Here is a 17,053-nt window from a genome sequence, read left to right as displayed (position 1 = left end):
GTTGTTCCCAGTTCTTAACCGTGAATAAAAAAGTAAGCAGTCATGCTGAAGGCAACAATCATGACAAATTTCCGAATTAAGTGGGGTTCAAGTTGACGAGCATAATGGGCACTTAAGTAACCACCAAGAGAGCCACCGACTGCCATCAAAATAGCTTGATGCCAAGCAATCACACCTGCAAAAAGAAATGGAACGATCGCAATACCATTGATACAACTCCCTAAAAATGTCTTGAAAGCATTCATTTTGTGAATACTTTTGATGCCTAAAAATGTTAGAGCTGCCAGCATTAAAATCCCTATACCTGCGCCGAAGAAACCGCCATAGATGGCGATCGCTAGTTGAGCCAATACCAAATTAAACAACGGTACAGATTCCGGTGAGGTGTTCTGGTTTCGACGCTGCAACCACTTTTTGAACGGTTCACCAAAGGTAAACACAACTGTTGCTAGCAGCAATAGATAGGGAATCAGCTTTTTAAAGACATCTGGCGATGTATACAACAAAGCTATGGAGCCAATCATGCCACCAAATAAACTGACGCCACATAAAAGTAAAAAATCTCGCCGCTCGATGCCCAAATCTTGACGGTATGCTCCAGCACTGGCTAGGGAAGCTACCCAAATTGCAGTATTATTGGTGGCATTAGCTGCGATCGGGGGTACACCAGTAAATATGAGAGTTGGAAAGGTGATAAAACTTCCACCACCCGCTACAGCATTTAAGCCGCCTGCAATGAAAGCGGTACTAAACAGAAGTAAGCTATGGAAAAGTGTTAAAGATGGTGGCATTATTTACAAATTATTAATTTGGGAATATCACTTGGAGAATGGGCAATCAAGTCAGCACCATGAGCTTTTAATTCCTCCTCAGTTCCATAGCCATAGGTAACACCAATTGAAGCGATCTGATTGTGCTTGGCTCCAATAATGTCATGTGAGCGATCGCCTACCATCACCACACTAGAGGGTAAAAGTTTTTCTGTTAATAAAATATGGTGAATTAAGTCACCTTTTATGCTCCGCGTTCCATCAAGTTCGCTACCATAAACACCATCAAAAAGCAATGTTAATCCAAAATGTTCAATAATTTGCGTAGCATAAATATATGGTTTAGAAGTAGCAACAAAAGTTTTATAACCAGCAAAACGAATGGCTTTCAGGACTTCTGAAATTTGAGGATAAAGGGAGTTTTCAAATAATCCAATTGTGGCAAAGCGACGACGATAAAGTAAAATAGCTTGTTCAATTACTTTGCTATCCAAGGTATTAAGTAATTGCGAAAAGCTATCTTTCAGTGGTGGGCCAATACACCAATGTAATTCATCAGCATCCGGTGGTTTGTAACCGAGTTCAGATAGCGCATACTGAATGCAACCAGTGATGCCAGGTTTAGGATCTGTCAAAGTCCCGTCTAAATCAAAAAGGACAGCGTCACAAAGCATATATTAATATCAAATTAGACCTAAGTGATTGATATGTAGTTTCATCAGCTTTTGCTTATCTGCGGATAAAAAAGTAAGAAGTAGCAGTAACACTGCACCTAACAGTCCACCAATCACGCTAACACCACCAAGGAGCCATGAGAGTTGTTGTGCCGGCAACTTGTCATGATAGGCAGCCACGCTGGCAATGTATCCAGTAGATGACGCTAGCGTACTTGTTGCATTGGCATTGATAGCTGGTAGACCAGTTAGTAAAAGTGCTGGAAAAATAATCAATCCACCTTTTCCTGCAACTGAATTTAATACCCCACTGAGCCAAGCACTGAAAAATAGAAAACAAGCCTGGATTAAATTCATACAAAATTGAGATTTTTATGATACAGAAGTTGGTGATTGAGCAATTATCTTTTGGATGATTTGTAGACGGTTATCTCGACGATTTTTGCTAGCAGCTTTGACTCTGTTGATGATTACTTCTGGTGCAGTTTCGGGTGAACCACTTTGAAAAGGCGGTTGAGGATTGTATTCTATTCCTAATTGAATCGATTGGGCGATCGCTTCTGTGAATAATTCCGCAGCTATGACTAGTCCAAAGTCAATTCCTGCTGTCACACCCCCACCTGTAATCCGATTGCGATCAATTACAACCCTTTGTTTTACTACCTCAACGCCCAATAATTCCAGCAAATCTAAGTATACCCAGTGAGTAGTGGCACGATACCCTTGGAGTAAACCAGCCGCCGCCAGTAGTAGAGAACCCGTGCAAACAGCTGTCACGTAGCGTGCTTGTTCTCCCTGAGTTTTCAGAAAATCGAGAAATTTGCTATCTTCCAGCTTGGCATCAATACCAGGCCCTCCCGGCACAAATAACACGTCTAAAGCTGGCGACTCAGTAAATGTCGTGTCAGGTAAAAAAGTGAGTCCGCGATCGCTTTGAATCGGTTCTAAAGTCTCCGCTAGCAGATATAATTGTGTGTCTGGTAGTTTGCTAAAAACCTCGTAGGGCCCAGTAAAATCTAACTGCGTCAGATTTGGGAATAGTACAATCCCGATAGATAGAGAAGAGGTTTGTTCTATAGTAGTCATTTTTAGTAATTCATAATGATTTATTTTGGGTTTCTGGTAAGAATAGATGCTTGAATAAAGCTTTCTCCACTTAGCAAAGCAATCCCTAATGTGACAACACCAATCCCTATACTCTGAATCAAGTTTAAAGTTTCGTTAATGGTTATCCATGCCACTAACGCTGTCAATGCTGGACTGCTAGAGCCGATTATGGAGGCGGTAGATGCGCCAACCATCCGAATTCCCACATTGTTTAAAGTGTGTCCGAGAAAGCTGACAAGACCCGAAAATATGCTACCAATCCATAAAGGTGTCCAGTCAAGTTGTCCGCTTTTAGCTGGCCAGAACACTAAGCTAATACCAGAGAGCAGTAAAGTACAGGCAAAACTGATCCAGGTAAAGGGAATTGGATGGAATTTTTCTAAACATTTTTGAGCAATTATGCAATAAAAGGCGTAAACGATCCCAGCGCCAAAACTAGCGAAAATGCCGATCGCAATGGTATGACTACTGTAGGTGGCAGAAGATTGGGGAATGGTGAGAGCGCTTCCCACCAGAATAATAGCCATTACTAGCCAACGGAACAATGTGGGGCGATCGCCAAAAAACCTCCAAGATAGCAGCGCTGTAAATACGGGATAGGTGAAGAAAAGGGTTAAGGCAATACCTGTGGGAATCAAGCCAATAGCAATGTAGAGTGAGGCGATATACACAAACATCAGCACCCCACAGCCAAGAGCTTGGATTAAAACATCCTTACCGTTGCGGGTAAACAAGTATCGGAGTTCTGTCCAAGCAGATGGATATAGCTTGAATGATAGAGATGCCATGAGTGGAACTACTAGCAGCATTCGCATGAACATCAGCAAGAAGGAATTCTGCAAATCCGGTTTAACGTATCCACCGAGTAAAAATAAACCTAGTACGAGATGTTCTGAAAACAAAACTCGGACAGTAACGTTGTGAAACGTCAAAACAAAGGAGGATAGTAGAACCGTTAAGATGCCCAACACAATAAAAAGTTTCCTTAGAGACGACTTGATTGTATTGTTAAAACCACTGGAATAACAAACCAGATGAAGTTTGAGGAAATCAAAGCCGTCGCTTCAAAAACGCTGCCAGTTGTTCAATAGACTTCTTGATATTGTGGGGAAAAGGGTAAGGGGTAAAGGGTAAAGGTATGGAATTTTCCCTTACCCTTTAACCTTTAACATGCACCCCAACATCAAGGCAAAAGTTACTTTTGCAAGATGTCTAATCAAAACTATGCCAAGGAACCGACGCCCACAGGTTCAGGAGCAGTCTTTGTGGTGAACTGGTTCACCGGACGGGGCAAACCAAGATTTTCACGCAAAGTACTACCTTCATACTCAGTACGAAATATTCCTCGGCGTTGCAATTCGGGAATTACCAAGTCCACGAATTCCTCTAAACCCCCAGGTAGCCAGGGCGGCATGATGTTAAATCCATCAGCCCCACCATTGACGAACCAATCTTCTAACTGATCGGCAATGTGTTCTGGTGTTCCGAGAATCGTTCGATGTCCCCGCGCTCCTGCAATCCACAAATACAGTTGCCGGATTGTTAAATTCTCTCTGCGGGCAAGATCGGTGATCAACTGCAAGCGGCTTTTGCCACCGTTGGTATCAGGCAGATCCGGCAACGGCCCATCTAGGGGATACTTAGACAAATCATGACCACCCACTAGCCCAGAAAGTAGCCCTAATCCAACCAAGGGATGAATCAACTCCTGAAGTTGCTCATATTTATCCTTAGCTTCCTGCTCAGTTTTACCAATTACGGGGAATACACCTGGCATAATTTTGAGATGGTCAGGGGAACGTCCGTATTTAGCCAATCTCCCCTTAACGCTAGCGTAGAAGGCTTGAGCTTCTGCCAATGTCTGTTGTGCAGTGAAAATCGCCTCTGCTGTTTGGGCAGCTAAATCCTGTCCAGCCTCAGAAGATCCAGCTTGTACGATTACTGGATATCCCTGCGGTGGACGCGCCACATTGAGCGGGCCGCGCACTGAGAAATATTTGCCCTTGTGGTGGGGAACATGCAACTTTTCTGCATCAAAGTAAATACCTGACTCCTTATCGTGGAGAAAAGCATCGTCTTCCCAACTGTCCCAAAGTTTGGTGACAACATCCACAAATTCTTTCGCCCGTTCATAGCGTAGCGAGTGTTCTAGGTGGTTTTCTTGGCTGAAATTCTGCGCTGCGGCTTCAGCAGAGGAGGTTACGAGATTCCATCCGGCACGACCACCGCTGAGATAATCTAGTGATGCAAACTTGCGGGCGAGATGATAAGGCTCATCATAAGTCGTTGATGATGTCGCCACCAACCCGATATTTTCTGTCACCGCAGACAGAGCCGATAATAAGGTTAAAGGTTCAAAGTGGACACTGAATTGTCCCGAACGGCTAAAAGCCTCAGTCCCTTGCCCTCTATCCCAGACGGCTAAACCATCTGCGAGGAAAAGCATATCAAATTTACCCCGTTCAGCCGTTTGTGCCAACCGCTTGTAATGTTGGAAGTTCAAACCTCCATCAGCCGGAGTGTTGGGATGCCGCCATGCTGCAACGTGATGGCCACTACCGGGTAAAAATGCTCCAAGTTTAAGTTGTTTTTTTGTACTCATATTTTTATTTGCGAGGGCGTACTTATGCTTTTTTCGTTCTCCAGTTTGGAACAAGAAAATGTTAGTTATTAAGACTCTGGTCTTGTTGCTTGGATGGAGGGTAGTTTAGAGAATTCATCGTACCAATGGGCAAGTTTTGGATATTTTTGCCGCCATTGCAGATCGGGAAGGCGGATTTCTAGTCCAAGTGCAGAGGCGAGGGTTATATGAGCAAGTTTTGGAGTTTGGTCGAGTTTATCTGATATCTTCTCGAAGTAGCCCAAAATTCTCAACGCTCGCTCACGCTCAAACTCGATCGCCCCAGGAGACTGTTCGCTGTGGGGACGCCTTAACTCCCGTACCCAGACAGCAATGCCATCTATGAACCCACCAGTCATACCTTCAAGTTGCTGTAAAAAGCCATTAGAAATGTTAGCAACTAGTTTAATTTCAGGATTTAAGTGATTCAGATAGACGCAAATTATACGTGTTTCACTCAAGATAAATCCGTCGTCAGTCGCTAGGGTTGGTACTTTACCTGTAGGGTTGTAATTCAGTAGGTCGCTGTTCGGATCTCGTGCAATGACTTTTTGCGTTTCGATGCGATCGCACAGATTCAATTCTATTATTGCTACCCGTGCAATGCGTGCATAAGGTGAGTTAGGTGTATAGAAGAGTTTCATAAAAAAGCGCGATCGTCATTAGTCAGCAGAAGGTTAAGCCAGTAAAGGGCAGGGGACAGGGAAATGAAGCTCAAAGCCTCATTAATGAAGTTCAAAGACTCATTAATGAAGCTCAAAGCCTCATTAATGAAGCTCAAAGACTCATTAATGAAGCTCAAAGACTCATTAACGAGTATCAAAGGCTCATTAATGAAGCTCAAAGACTCATTAATGGAGTTCAAAGCCTCATTAATGGAGTTCAAAGACTCATTAATGAAGCTCAAAGCCTCATTCACGAATATTAAACACTCGTTCACAAGTATCAAAGACTGATCTCTCTGTTATTCCCCATGCCCAATGCCCACTTGCCCTGAGCGAAGCCGAAGGGATGCCCAAGTACTACGCAGTCACCGCCTGACGACGGTTGTACTCAGAAGCATCTCCTTTGATAGCCTCACTTTGTTTACCATCGATGCCAACTGGGAGATCGCCGACAATTGTCACTCGTTGAACGTGGCGGGGCTGGTCGCCGTAATCTGCGATCGCATAATGTTGAGTAGCCCGATTATCCCAAAAAGCAACATCACCAACTTGCCAACGCCACCGGACTGTGTTTTCAGGACGTGTTACATACGCTTGCAACAGCCGGAGAATATCATCTGATTCAGTTGTTGATAAGCCACGGAACTGGCGCACAAATCCGCCGATGAATAGCCCACGCTCTCCAGATTCGGGATGGACGCGTACAACTGGGTGCAGAGTCTCGTACACAGTCGAGGTGAAGACAGCCCGGTAAGCCTTGGCATCTTCAGGTAAGTCAAATGCAGTTGCATAGTCGTATTTGTTGCTATGTACTGCCCAAAGTTGGTCTGCGAGATTACGCAGATGAATAGGTAAATCTTGGTATGCAGTCACCGAGTTTGCCCAGATTGTATCGCCACCAGTTGGGGGAATATCAAGCGCTCGTAAGATAGAACCGAGAGGTGGACGGTCTACAAATGTCACATCGGTATGCCAGCTATTGGCGCGGGAAGTGGTACGACCATAATTCAGGTCTAAGACTTCTGGGTTTTCTGGCAGCGATGGTACAGTTGGGTGGGCTGTAGTGACTTCACCAAAACGACGAGCAAAGGCGACCTGTCCATCAGCATCAAGCTGTTGCTGACCACGGAAAAATATCACTTTGTATTTGACTAAAGTCTTGCGAATATCGCTGATGATGTCATCGCTGAGATTAGAACTCAGATTAACACCAATAATTTCAGCACCGATACGTCCTGCAACTGGTTTGATATCAAAGTATTGAGAACCCATGTTTTTGATCTCCAAGAAGTTTATGTTTTTACAAAATGTAGAGACGCGATTCATCAGACGCGATGAATCGCGTCTGCTAAACACCAGGGGTAGATCCGCCATCAACGATAATCTCTGTTCCTGTAATCGATGCAGCAAGATCGGACACCAAAAATAGCGCCAGCGCGGCAATTTCTTCTGGCTGGGCGATTCTTTTTAAAGGAATACTTTGGATATTTTGTGCCTTCACTTGCTCAACAGTGATGCCTTGCGCTTGGGCGTTTTGCCGCGCTAAAGTCTCGGCACGCTCTGTAGCTGTAGCACCAGGAGAGATAGCGTTAATGCGAATGTTGTACTCGGCTAGCTCTTTAGAAATGCCCTTTGTGAAATTCAGCAAAGCAGCATTACTTGTACCGCCAGCTAGGAAGTTCGGACGAGGTGTCCGTCCTGCACCGCCGACTATATTGACAATCCGCCCATCACCGCGACTTTTTTGATGGGGAACGACGGCTCTAACTAAGCGGATATAGCCCAATAATTTTAAGTTCCAAGCATCCAAAAATAAATCATCAGTGGATTCTAGGAAAGACCCAGCACGGGCTGAACCTGCATTATTAATCAAAATATCAATCTGATTAAATTGGGACAATGTTGTGGAGACAACTTTCTCAACATCCTCTGCTTTAGTTAGATCGGCGCTGATGGCAATAACTTTAGCGCCAGAAGTTGGTAAAGACTGGATGTCAGCTATTGCATTTTCTAGTCTTTCTTGATTGCGGGCTGCGATCGCAACATTCACACCCTCACTATAAAGTGCTTTGGCAGTAGCTAAACCAATGCCCGCACTTCCTCCTGTAACGATCGCACTTTTACCTGATAGTTTTAGTTCTAAACTCATACAAACTTACCCTCAAAAATCTAAGTAATTTAATTGCGAACCAATAATATTGCTGATTGAGAGCCTGTATTGTGGATATCCAATATGACTCGGCTTTCCTCAGATGTACAACCTAGAAGTATCTTGATTTCTGTATCTCGCTTTTCCAGATCAACACTACAAATGACGGCAGTTACTGTTTGATTAGACAAACTACCTATCCAGACATCAATATCGGCTCCATCTCCAGAGTGAGTATTTTCCAAGTATCCATAGTCCAACGGATAAACAAAGGATGGATAACGTGGATGTGATGTCCCTTTTGGGCGATCTATCTTGAGATTACTAAGGGCTACAAGCCGATCTAGTTTGAACCAGAAATCAGTACTATCTCTCATCCCATCTGCGATCGCTCAATTTGAAATGTGCAACACAGCTTTGCCAGGAAAACGCCTATCGAGTAGTTGTTGGGCCACATCAGCTATTTGTGTCCAAGAAGCTTCTAAATCAATGTGAGGATGCAACTGGCCTGCTTCTACTAGACTCAAAAGCCTTTTTAGACCGACTGCTGCTGATTCAAATCTCAATTCATCGAACAGACGTAAACCATACAGGCTGACGCTACCAGTCCCAAAAAATTGAGCCGCGTTGAATGTCACTTCAGCTCCCCCTGATACTCCATACAGCACAGTTTTCCCATCCTGTGCCAGTAAGCCAAGAGCTACCCCCAAAGTCTTGCCACCTACTGACTCTACAATTAGATCGTAGGGACCATACTCGCTGGCGGGTGATAAGTCTTCGCCAATCACCACCGATTGCGCCCCTGCGTCTCTAACTAGAGTTTCATAACCAGCTTGACGAATATGTGCCACGACTTGCGCTCCTGACAGTTGCGCCAATTGGATAGCGAAGTAACCAACGCCTCCTGATGCGCCTGTAACCAGAACTGAGCGACCCAAAAGTGAACCACCTTTTAACACCGCATGGTATGCAGTTAAACCTGCTACAGGCAGTGTGGCGGCTTGAGCAAAAGATACCGATGACGGCACTACTGCTAAGGCGTCAGTAGGAACAGACACGAGTTCTGCCCAAGCGCCGACGCGGCGCAAACCAACTACACGCGCTCCTTGGGGAGGCCCCGAACCATCGGCGGCGGCGATTTCCACTACACCTGCCAAATCCCAACCAGGCTGCCAACCAGCCTCAGCAGTGGTTGAACGTTTTATCTCTCCCCGATTGAGGGAGATTGCTGCTACCCGCACTAGAGCTTCATCTGGGGCAGGCTTTGGTGCAGTCACTTCACTCAGTGCCAAACGCCCCGGCACATTGGGATCAACAATCACAGCACGTATTTTGCTCATAAGGTTGCCCTGGCTTAGAGATTAATTTCTAGTTCGTTGGTTCGCAATCTTATACCTGCAATAAATAATCTCGATAGATTAGCTATTTATTCTTAACTTCAAATCCTTGCAACTAGGTTAACGAAAATCGCAAACAACGGCATCTTGATAAATTTACAGTATTTTATGGTTTGTAAAAAGAAAACTATCACACACAGCCAGAAGAATCAAGCACCTTGTGAATAAATTCGCCGTTGACACTTCTTGCACTGTAATCAAACCAAGTGGCTTCCGTATCGTTCGGCGTTCTTTTTATAATTTCTCAATTTGACTCCAAACAGTGTAAACACGAAAATTATTAACCGATTTGCGTTATGGTGTTTTCGCCTCTATTTTTGAGTTTGAACCTCTACCTTTGCAGTTGATTCATCTCCACTTTGAGAAACTTTTTCTGGGCCGCACTGTACCGGAGTTACTCCTGTACCTTGAGTGAGTCCGTGTTTCGTTGTGGTGTCGTAGGCGTTGTTATCAGTATTCGCTTGAGCGTAAGTATCGTTAAAAATTTTGTCAGATGCTGAGGTTGTTTTGCCAAGAAGCTTTTTGTGTAAATCTTTAAAAGCCTTCTCGTCAATACTAATGTGCCCATTCTCGTGTGTATCAAGAGCGCTATAAAACCTTGCCCATTCTTTTTTAACAGGTTCGCACTGTTGGTCGAGTTCCGTCCAGACGGGCATTGCCTTAGTTTCTGTTACTAAGACATCTGCTTCGTAGACAATTTCATCAGATTTATCTTCTGCTTGGTAAGTTTTGACATCTTTTTCGGGGGCACAAGTAACACTCCCTGCTTCGCCTTTTCCTTGTGATGTTAAGTTTGTAATTGCTTCGGTAATATTTTTTCCCGAAGCAGTAATTGTGGCATTCTTTTTGTCAATTTTAGTTGTCCCTTTTTTGGGCGGCATACCACTAGATGTCTGTTCAACAGGGGCTGGTGCTGTAGATGTATCGCTTTGTTTCTGCACTTTGCCTGTCTGCTGTACCACATGGGTTAACTCATGGGCTGTCAACTCGTTATTACCAGGTGATTTCTCGGCGCTAAAGTAAACATCACTACCATGAGTAAAGGCTTGCGCTCTCAACGACTTACTCATCTGCGTAGCATTGGAGTCAGTATGTACTCGCACATCGTCGAATTTACTACCAAAGCGTGGTTCCATAAAGTCTCGCACTTCGGGAGATAAAGGGCTTCCTCCACCCTTACTATTATTTAACTGACTCTCAATATTGTCTTGAGTCTGAACGCTGTTATCACTAACGCGTTGTAGCGACAATTCGGTTTCTACTTCCTCTTTTTCTTGCTCACAATCTGCACATTCTCGTTGTAGTATATGTGAATCTATTGCACCGATATTTATATTTGACTTAAGTCTAGGTAGAAGCATAATCTGGTCAGATGACTGCTCATACTGGTCTTTTGGCTGGCTACCTATAAGTTGCGGCTGTGGACGACGCAAAGATATGCGACTAATGTCGTGAATAAGAGGTTTTTCTTTGATAGCTTCTGGTTCTAATAATTGCTCATTAGCAGACGGGGCTTCTTGAAGGTCGCCATTGAGCGCAGTATTATTATTTGTTGGTAAACCAAAACCGCGTGTTGGATTGGCCAATGTGGGAATATTGGATGAGACAAGCGATGGATTCGTAAAATTTGATGTCCCTATATGGGGCTGCTTCCATGTGGTTAAAGGCAAAGCGGCTTGTCTTTTAATGTCGCTCATCTCTCAATTCCTACATTTTCTAGATTAATTAGTAACCTCTTATATATTGCATTCCAGTATATTTTATACAAAAATTTAACTATCTTATTGACATATTTATATATAGACTTTAGTCTAGTTTTTTCATCATTCAGCTACTAAATACTGAAGAATTGACATATAGTGAAATTAATTATGCGTTATTCTGAACACATAATTAATTTCACAAGCAGATGTCTAATAAATAGCTAACGAACCGTTCCCCGCAGGGCTTCAGTATCAATTGGTTTGATGAGGTAAATTAACAGCAGATTCCAAACAATTGCTGCAATCAAAGGTAGTTTGCGAATTAGCTTCACTAATTTCGGGTTATAACTACCTTCAATCTCTGCAATTTTCAAGTTGTAACCTGCACAGCGTTGCAAACGTGGGAAAAACTTGGGATGTTCGGTATTCAACATTACAGGAAAAGCCCGTCCTGCGGTTTCATTGGTGTTGCGGACAACTTGGATATCAAATTCTGTGGCATCAAGTCCCAATGATTTGTAGAACCCGGAACGTTCATGAACTGTCAGGGTGTGAGTAGCAAATACTGATAGCAAGAAAAAGCGACTCCACAGCCTAGATTTCCAGGTGTTCCAAAGTTGGGGTTGAGAACGCAATAATGCTTTGAATATGTCTCCGTGGCGATTTTCGTCCTGACACCAACTCTCAAAGTAGCGGAATATGGGGTAAAACTGGTTTTCTGGGTGCTTTTCAAAATGCCTGAAAATAATAATGTAACGCCAGTAGCCGATTTTTTCTGAGAGATAAACGGTGTAAAGTACCCATTCAATCGGGAAAAATGTATAAGTGCGGGTTTTGGTAACAGTGCCTAAATCAAGGGAGAGTTTAAAATCGGCCATTGCTTTGTTGAGAAATCCAGCGTGGCGGGCTTCATCACGCGCCATCATTTGAAAGATTTCCGCTAGCATTGGACTGCGATTTTTCAGCTTGCGGGATAATTCCTTGAATAGCAAGAAGCCGGAAAACTCAGAAATGCAAGAACGTTCCAAATACTCTATAAACGCCTGCCTTGCTTCACCGTCAATGTGTTCCCAAGACTGCTCAAACGCTTCATCGCGAACAAAATGGTGGCGGTTGTAGTCTGTCCGCATTTCTGTCAACATCGCCTGCAACTCCGTTTCCTGGGCAGACAAATCCAGATTGGCTGCGGTTTCAAAATCTGTAGTGTAAAACCGCGGGGTGAGTACAGTTTCTTTGCTGGGGGTTTTAATTTCTGGCTTGGGTAGGGTGTTAACCATGAGTGATGAGGCGATAGAGTCAATAGTTCTATAACTATAAAGTTATGACAAATGCAATTATTTTGCTAGACCTATTTACAATCCTTCAGTAAAGTCGGAATTTCTGAATTTTTTTTTCAACGGGTGCGCCCAGGATTCCCCAATTTTAGCCAAGCTTGAAGGTGAGTAATGGTCGCTCTGGAACTGGTTACTGGGTACTGGGGAATAAATTGGTTGGGGCCTGAATCCCCATTCAAATCTTCCCAATCTCCAGTCCCTAACTCAATCATAATTCCTTCTTTCTGCCTCACTTCGACTACGCTCAGTGACCACCTGCCTCCTGCCTCACTTCGACTACGCTCAGTGGCCACCTGCCTCCTGCCTCACTTCGACTACGCTCAGTGACCACCTGCCTCCTGTCTCACTTCTCTACGAGAGGCTGCGCCAACGACTACGCTCAGTGGCCACCTGCTTCTTTCACCGCAGTAATTCCTCAACTTGATGCTGGCTCCACAAAGTTCTGTATAAACCCTGTTGTTTTAAAAGTTCTATGTGATTTCCGACCTGCACAATTTTTCCCTTTTCCATGACAAAAATTCGGTCAGCCGCCGCCGCTGCTGATAATTGGTGCGTAATAAAAATTACTGTTTTACGTTCAGTGCCACTGGAGAGATTTTTGAGGATTTTCGTAGCTGTTTGATTATCCACACTAGAGAGAGCGTCATCCAAAATTAACACTGGAGCATTGACCAACATTGCTCGAGCCAAAGCAGTACGTTGCCGCTGACCGCCAGAAAGATTAATACCGCGTTCGCCAACAATAGTTTCATATTGCTGGGGAAAATTCTGAATTTCTGATTCAATTTGGGCAAGTTTAGCGACAGATTCTACCTGCTGTTGTTCGCTAACTGGATCGCCGTAGCGAATATTATTTTTGATTGTAGTGCTAAATAGAAAGCTATCTTGAGGAACGTAGGCGATCGCACCTCGTAAATCTGTCAAAGCGATCTTAGTAATATCTACCCCATCTAAAAACAATTGTCCTGATTCAATATCCAACAAGCGGGGTAAAGCGTTGGCCAATGTAGATTTACCCGAACCAATTGCCCCAACAATCGCTACAGTTTCTCCAGGAGCGATGGTAAAGTTAACATTTGCTAAAGCTGGAGTAGTGGAACCAGGGTAATTATAGGTGAGATTTTTCGCTGTCAGTTCCCCTTTAAGTTCAGCCACTGGCAGATGTATGGCATCGGCTGCATCTTTAATTTTTGGTGTGACAGAGAGAATAGCTTCAAGCCTATCGATACTAACTTCACCGCGTTGGTAGGCAGTAATTGTAAATCCTAAAAGGGCAGTGGGAAAAACTAGACGCTCTACATAAATTAACAGTGCTAAAAAATCGCCAACCTGAAGTGTCCCAGCAGACATCCGTGCCGCTCCTAGCCAGATGATTACCAGCGAACTGATATTAGCTAGCCCACCAATTAGCGGAAACAGTGTATTGCGGATTTTTGCCAATTCCAGGTTAGCAGTCAATAACTGCTGATTTTTCTTGGCAAAAGCTCGACGCTCGTTTGCTTCTTGAGCATAGATTTTAATTAAGGCAATACCACTAATATCCTCCTGGATGAGTTCGCTGATGTCAGAGAGTTGCTCTTGGACTGCTGCTTGTTGTTTGCGTAAGCGATCGCTAAACAAACTCACCAATAAAAGCATAAAAGGGTATACTGCCAGGGCGGCTAGGGTGAGATCCACACTAATTGCCAGCATTACTGGCAGTGTCAGAGCATAGGCAAACATAGTATTTGCCAAACTCAAGATCGCAAAACCTAATAACCGCTTGATATTGTCTACATCACTAGTAGCCCGACTAATCAAATCGCCAGCAGTATTACTGGCAAAATAACCAGGCTCCAGCTTTAGTAAGTGTTCAAAAATCCGTTGTTTCAGGTCAAATTCCACCTGACGTCCCACCCCAAATAGCCAAATGCGTGATGCCATTCGCATTAGCCACATCGCCGAACTGAGCAAGACAATCACTACTACGTAATGTAGTATTTGGTTCCAGCTGAAGGTTGTCGAGAGTTTGTCAACACCAGCACGAATCAACCAAGGAATATAAACACCCAGTGCATTGACAGACAACAAAGCGAGAATGCCCAAGGAGGCTTCCCGCCAATGGGGTCGTAGGTAAGCACTGAGTTTAGCGATTCGTCGAGATTTTGCCATTAAAGCAATTGTGCAACTGTATCATCTAGATTAACTGCTAGTCCAAGAAGGCAGCTATGCAGAGGGAATATCGCTTGTTATAAATTCAGCTTTTGTTACCTCTTTTAACTGGATAGTTATTGCCGTTCGATACTAGTAGTTCGCCAAGTGAACTTGGCGGGGTAAAGGGTAAGGGGTAAGGGGGAAAGGGTTTAAATCCCTTACCCTTTCCCCTTTCCCCTTTCCCCAGTCCTCACTTAGCATTTTTGGGTTGGCAGACTACTAGTAGTCCACCACAGCAACTTTCATGAAGAAATAAGTTCGTAGTAAGGACTTTAGTCCTTTGATTGATGGCTCAAGCGCTTACTACGAACCCAGTAAAGTTCTGTTGCCTGATTACCGCTGAACACGCAAGAACCTGTAAATTTCAACGAGATAACTTTCCCAAGTTCTTGTTGTCAATTGCAATGTTTCCGAATTTGGTACAAAGTCTTCAAGTCGTAAACCGCGTGTGCGAATATCTTGAGGATTTCCTTGTAATAAATAGGGAGGCACTCTCAAATTATAAGAAAGAATGCTATCCCCCGTTACATCTGAGATGTTCGCTGTGGTAGGTTGCCCTAATGCCACCAGTGTCCCAGATGTTGGTGTAGCACTTGCAACAGATGTTTCACCCGTTATTGCTAGAGGTGCTCTATAAAGGAAATAGGCGACTGCTGGTGTACTTGCTAACAGCAAAATCGTCAGTGCCCAACCGATCAAGTATCCTCCTGGTTTGTCTATTCCACCTCCTTTGATTTTCTGAGCGGCAAGAATCATTAGTAAAACAGAGGCTCCCAGAGGCTTGAGTGGAAAAGATAGCATCCTCCACAACGACGCCACAGCAGGTTCATTGGGGTTAAGAAATGATAGGGCTACGATTACCAAGATAACGACTAAGATTAATCGCCCGACAAAAGTTCCAGAGGGATAAAATCGCTGGAACAGAGAATAAACGATAGTGCCAATCAGCAGCCACAGCAGTACCCGGCTTAACAATAGAAACATAGACTAACTCTCAAATTTGCTGGTGCAGTGAGCCAGTGTGGTGGTGTTCGCGTAGCGTCTCCGTTAGGAGAGGCAGTCCGTTTCGAGCGGGGTTGCACCCAGAAAGGACTGCCATGCATGATTTCCCTGCATAAAACAACTGGCGAATTCTTACTGGTAGCGACGTTAGAAGCGTCACCCGTAAGGCTCAACCTAGAGGTTTCGGGAAATGGATTTATTTTATTGTCAAATTGTAATCGCACTGTTTGACTTAAAATTTCTCAAACCTCACACCCAATGACTACCGTCGTAGTGATTTTAGTGCAATTTTTTGACACTGCGTCTATTATTTATAATTTTCCAGAAGAGTAATCTCATACCGGTAAACTAAATTAATTAAGTAATCTACTCAAAAGGAAAAACTATGTCGCCTGGAAAGCCTACTATTCTGGTAACAGGGGGAGCTGGATATATTGGTTCCCATACAGTGCTTGCTTTGAAGAAAGCGGGTTATGGCGTTGTCATACTTGATAATCTGGTCTATGGACATCGCGATCTAGTAGAAAAGGTTTTACAGGTAGAACTGATAATTGGGGACACAAGTGATCGCGCCTTGCTCGATCATGTATTTAAAACCCACGATATTGCCGCGGTGATGCATTTTTCTGCTTATGCCTACGTAGGAGAATCGGTGAGCGATCCGGCCAAATATTACCGCAATAACGTCCTTGGTACTTTGACCCTGTTAGAAGCGATGCTGACAGCATCTGTAAAGAAATTTGTCTTTTCTTCTACCTGTGCCACCTACGGGGTACCAGAATTCGTGCCTATTCCAGAAACCCATCCCCAAAATCCGATTAATCCCTATGGCGCTACAAAGCTAATGGTAGAAAGGATTCTCTCGGATTTTGATGTTGCTTACGGTTTGCAATCAGTGCGTTTTCGCTATTTCAATGCTGCTGGTGCTAATCCCGATGGGTTACTGGGTGAGGATCACAACCCAGAAACCCATTTAATTCCTTTGGTGCTAATGACAGCTTTAGGCAAGCGAGAATCCATTTCAATTTTCGGCACTGATTACCCCACGCCCGATGGTACGTGTATTCGCGATTATATTCACGTTAACGACTTAGCAGATGCCCATATTTTGGGATTGGAATATTTATTAAAAGGTGGCGATAGCGAAGTTTTTAATTTGAGCAATGGCAGCGGTTTCTCCGTCAGAGAAGTCATAGCCGCAGTCGAAGAGGTGACAGGAACTTCGATACCAGTAGAAGAACGCGATCGCCGTCCTGGCGATCCCCCAGTTCTCATTGGCACCAGCGATAAAGCCAGAACAATCTTAGGCTGGCAACCTCAGTATCCATCTATCAAAGATATTGTTGCTGACGCGTGGCAGTGGCATCAGAAGCGACATAAGTAAGGCAGAGGGGCAGAGGGGCAGAGGGGCAGAGGGGCAGAGGGGCAGAGGGGCAGAG

General features: G+C 44.1%; 17 protein-coding genes. 1 reads left to right on the top strand and 16 read right to left on the bottom strand.

Translation table 11 applies throughout. The features are described from left to right. Positions 1–14: 14 nt before the first annotated feature. The 16 genes from RMY27_RS26150 to RMY27_RS26075 all read right to left on the bottom strand — a co-directional run bounded on the left by RMY27_RS26150 (position 15) and on the right by RMY27_RS26075 (position 15,596). Complete coding sequence (locus RMY27_RS26150; RefSeq protein WP_322667785.1) at positions 15–791, bottom strand: sulfite exporter TauE/SafE family protein; 777 nt, start codon at positions 789–791, stop codon at positions 15–17. After that, a complete protein-coding gene (locus RMY27_RS26145; RefSeq protein ID WP_322667784.1) occupies positions 791–1,444 on the bottom strand; it encodes an HAD family hydrolase in 654 nt (217 codons plus the stop codon). The genes RMY27_RS26150 and RMY27_RS26145 overlap by 1 nt, the downstream gene beginning before the upstream one ends. Positions 1,445–1,453: 9 nt before the next feature. Next, on the bottom strand, positions 1,454–1,801 hold the full coding sequence (locus RMY27_RS26140; protein WP_322667783.1) for a TSUP family transporter: 348 nt from the start codon (positions 1,799–1,801) through the stop codon (positions 1,454–1,456). A 15-nt stretch (positions 1,802–1,816) separates the two neighbouring features. Beyond that, positions 1,817–2,530 carry a DJ-1/PfpI family protein gene (locus RMY27_RS26135; RefSeq protein WP_322667782.1) on the bottom strand — a complete coding sequence of 238 codons (714 nt, stop codon included), beginning with the start codon at positions 2,528–2,530 and terminating at the stop codon, positions 1,817–1,819. Positions 2,531–2,550: 20 nt separating this feature from the next. Continuing rightward, positions 2,551–3,522, bottom strand: a complete 972-nt coding sequence (locus RMY27_RS26130; RefSeq protein ID WP_322667781.1) for a DMT family transporter — start codon at positions 3,520–3,522, stop codon at positions 2,551–2,553. A 251-nt stretch (positions 3,523–3,773) separates the two neighbouring features. After that, a complete protein-coding gene (locus RMY27_RS26125) occupies positions 3,774–5,153 on the bottom strand; it encodes an LLM class flavin-dependent oxidoreductase (RefSeq protein WP_322667780.1) in 1,380 nt (459 codons plus the stop codon). 68 nt (positions 5,154–5,221) lie between these two features. Continuing rightward, on the bottom strand, positions 5,222–5,815 hold the full coding sequence (locus tag RMY27_RS26120) for a glutathione S-transferase family protein (protein ID WP_322667779.1): 594 nt from the start codon (positions 5,813–5,815) through the stop codon (positions 5,222–5,224). Positions 5,816–6,193: 378 nt separating this feature from the next. After that, positions 6,194–7,108: a TauD/TfdA family dioxygenase gene (locus RMY27_RS26115; protein ID WP_322667778.1), complete on the bottom strand. Its 915-nt coding sequence runs from the start codon at positions 7,106–7,108 to the stop codon at positions 6,194–6,196. 76 nt (positions 7,109–7,184) lie between these two features. Further along, entirely contained in the window at positions 7,185–7,985 is an 801-nt protein-coding gene (locus RMY27_RS26110; RefSeq protein ID WP_322667777.1) for an SDR family oxidoreductase, read from the bottom strand. Between the two features lie 29 nt (positions 7,986–8,014). After that, entirely contained in the window at positions 8,015–8,362 is a 348-nt protein-coding gene (locus RMY27_RS26105; RefSeq protein WP_322667776.1) for a hypothetical protein, read from the bottom strand. Positions 8,363–8,377: 15 nt separating this feature from the next. Continuing rightward, a complete protein-coding gene (locus tag RMY27_RS26100) occupies positions 8,378–9,325 on the bottom strand; it encodes a zinc-binding dehydrogenase (protein ID WP_322667775.1) in 948 nt (315 codons plus the stop codon). A gap of 368 nt (positions 9,326–9,693) precedes the next feature. Beyond that, positions 9,694–11,079, bottom strand: a complete 1,386-nt coding sequence (locus RMY27_RS26095) for an eCIS core domain-containing protein (protein WP_322667774.1) — start codon at positions 11,077–11,079, stop codon at positions 9,694–9,696. A 227-nt stretch (positions 11,080–11,306) separates the two neighbouring features. Continuing rightward, positions 11,307–12,362: a magnesium-protoporphyrin IX monomethyl ester (oxidative) cyclase gene (gene acsF, locus RMY27_RS26090; protein WP_322667773.1), complete on the bottom strand. Its 1,056-nt coding sequence runs from the start codon at positions 12,360–12,362 to the stop codon at positions 11,307–11,309. A gap of 116 nt (positions 12,363–12,478) precedes the next feature. Continuing rightward, positions 12,479–12,712 carry a hypothetical protein gene (locus RMY27_RS26085; RefSeq protein WP_322667772.1) on the bottom strand — a complete coding sequence of 78 codons (234 nt, stop codon included), beginning with the start codon at positions 12,710–12,712 and terminating at the stop codon, positions 12,479–12,481. Between the two features lie 106 nt (positions 12,713–12,818). Continuing rightward, positions 12,819–14,570, bottom strand: a complete 1,752-nt coding sequence (locus RMY27_RS26080) for an ABC transporter ATP-binding protein (RefSeq protein WP_322667771.1) — start codon at positions 14,568–14,570, stop codon at positions 12,819–12,821. Between the two features lie 375 nt (positions 14,571–14,945). Next, the gene (locus RMY27_RS26075; RefSeq protein WP_322667770.1) at positions 14,946–15,596 is read right to left on the bottom strand and encodes a hypothetical protein; all 651 of its coding nucleotides are present in this window, start codon (positions 15,594–15,596) and stop codon (positions 14,946–14,948) included. Positions 15,597–15,999: 403 nt separating this feature from the next. Between RMY27_RS26075 and galE the strand changes: the two genes are divergently transcribed. Continuing rightward, positions 16,000–16,998, top strand: coding sequence for a UDP-glucose 4-epimerase GalE (gene galE, locus RMY27_RS26070; RefSeq protein WP_322667769.1), 999 nt, complete (start codon positions 16,000–16,002; stop codon positions 16,996–16,998). The last annotated feature ends 55 nt before the right edge of the window (positions 16,999–17,053 follow it).

The organism is Nostoc sp. DedQUE09 (genome assembly GCF_034530915.1).
Classification (GTDB): domain Bacteria; phylum Cyanobacteriota; class Cyanobacteriia; order Cyanobacteriales; family Nostocaceae; genus Nostoc.
Note: the sequence above shows the minus strand (reverse complement) of the source record. Positions and strands in the feature narration are given on the sequence as shown.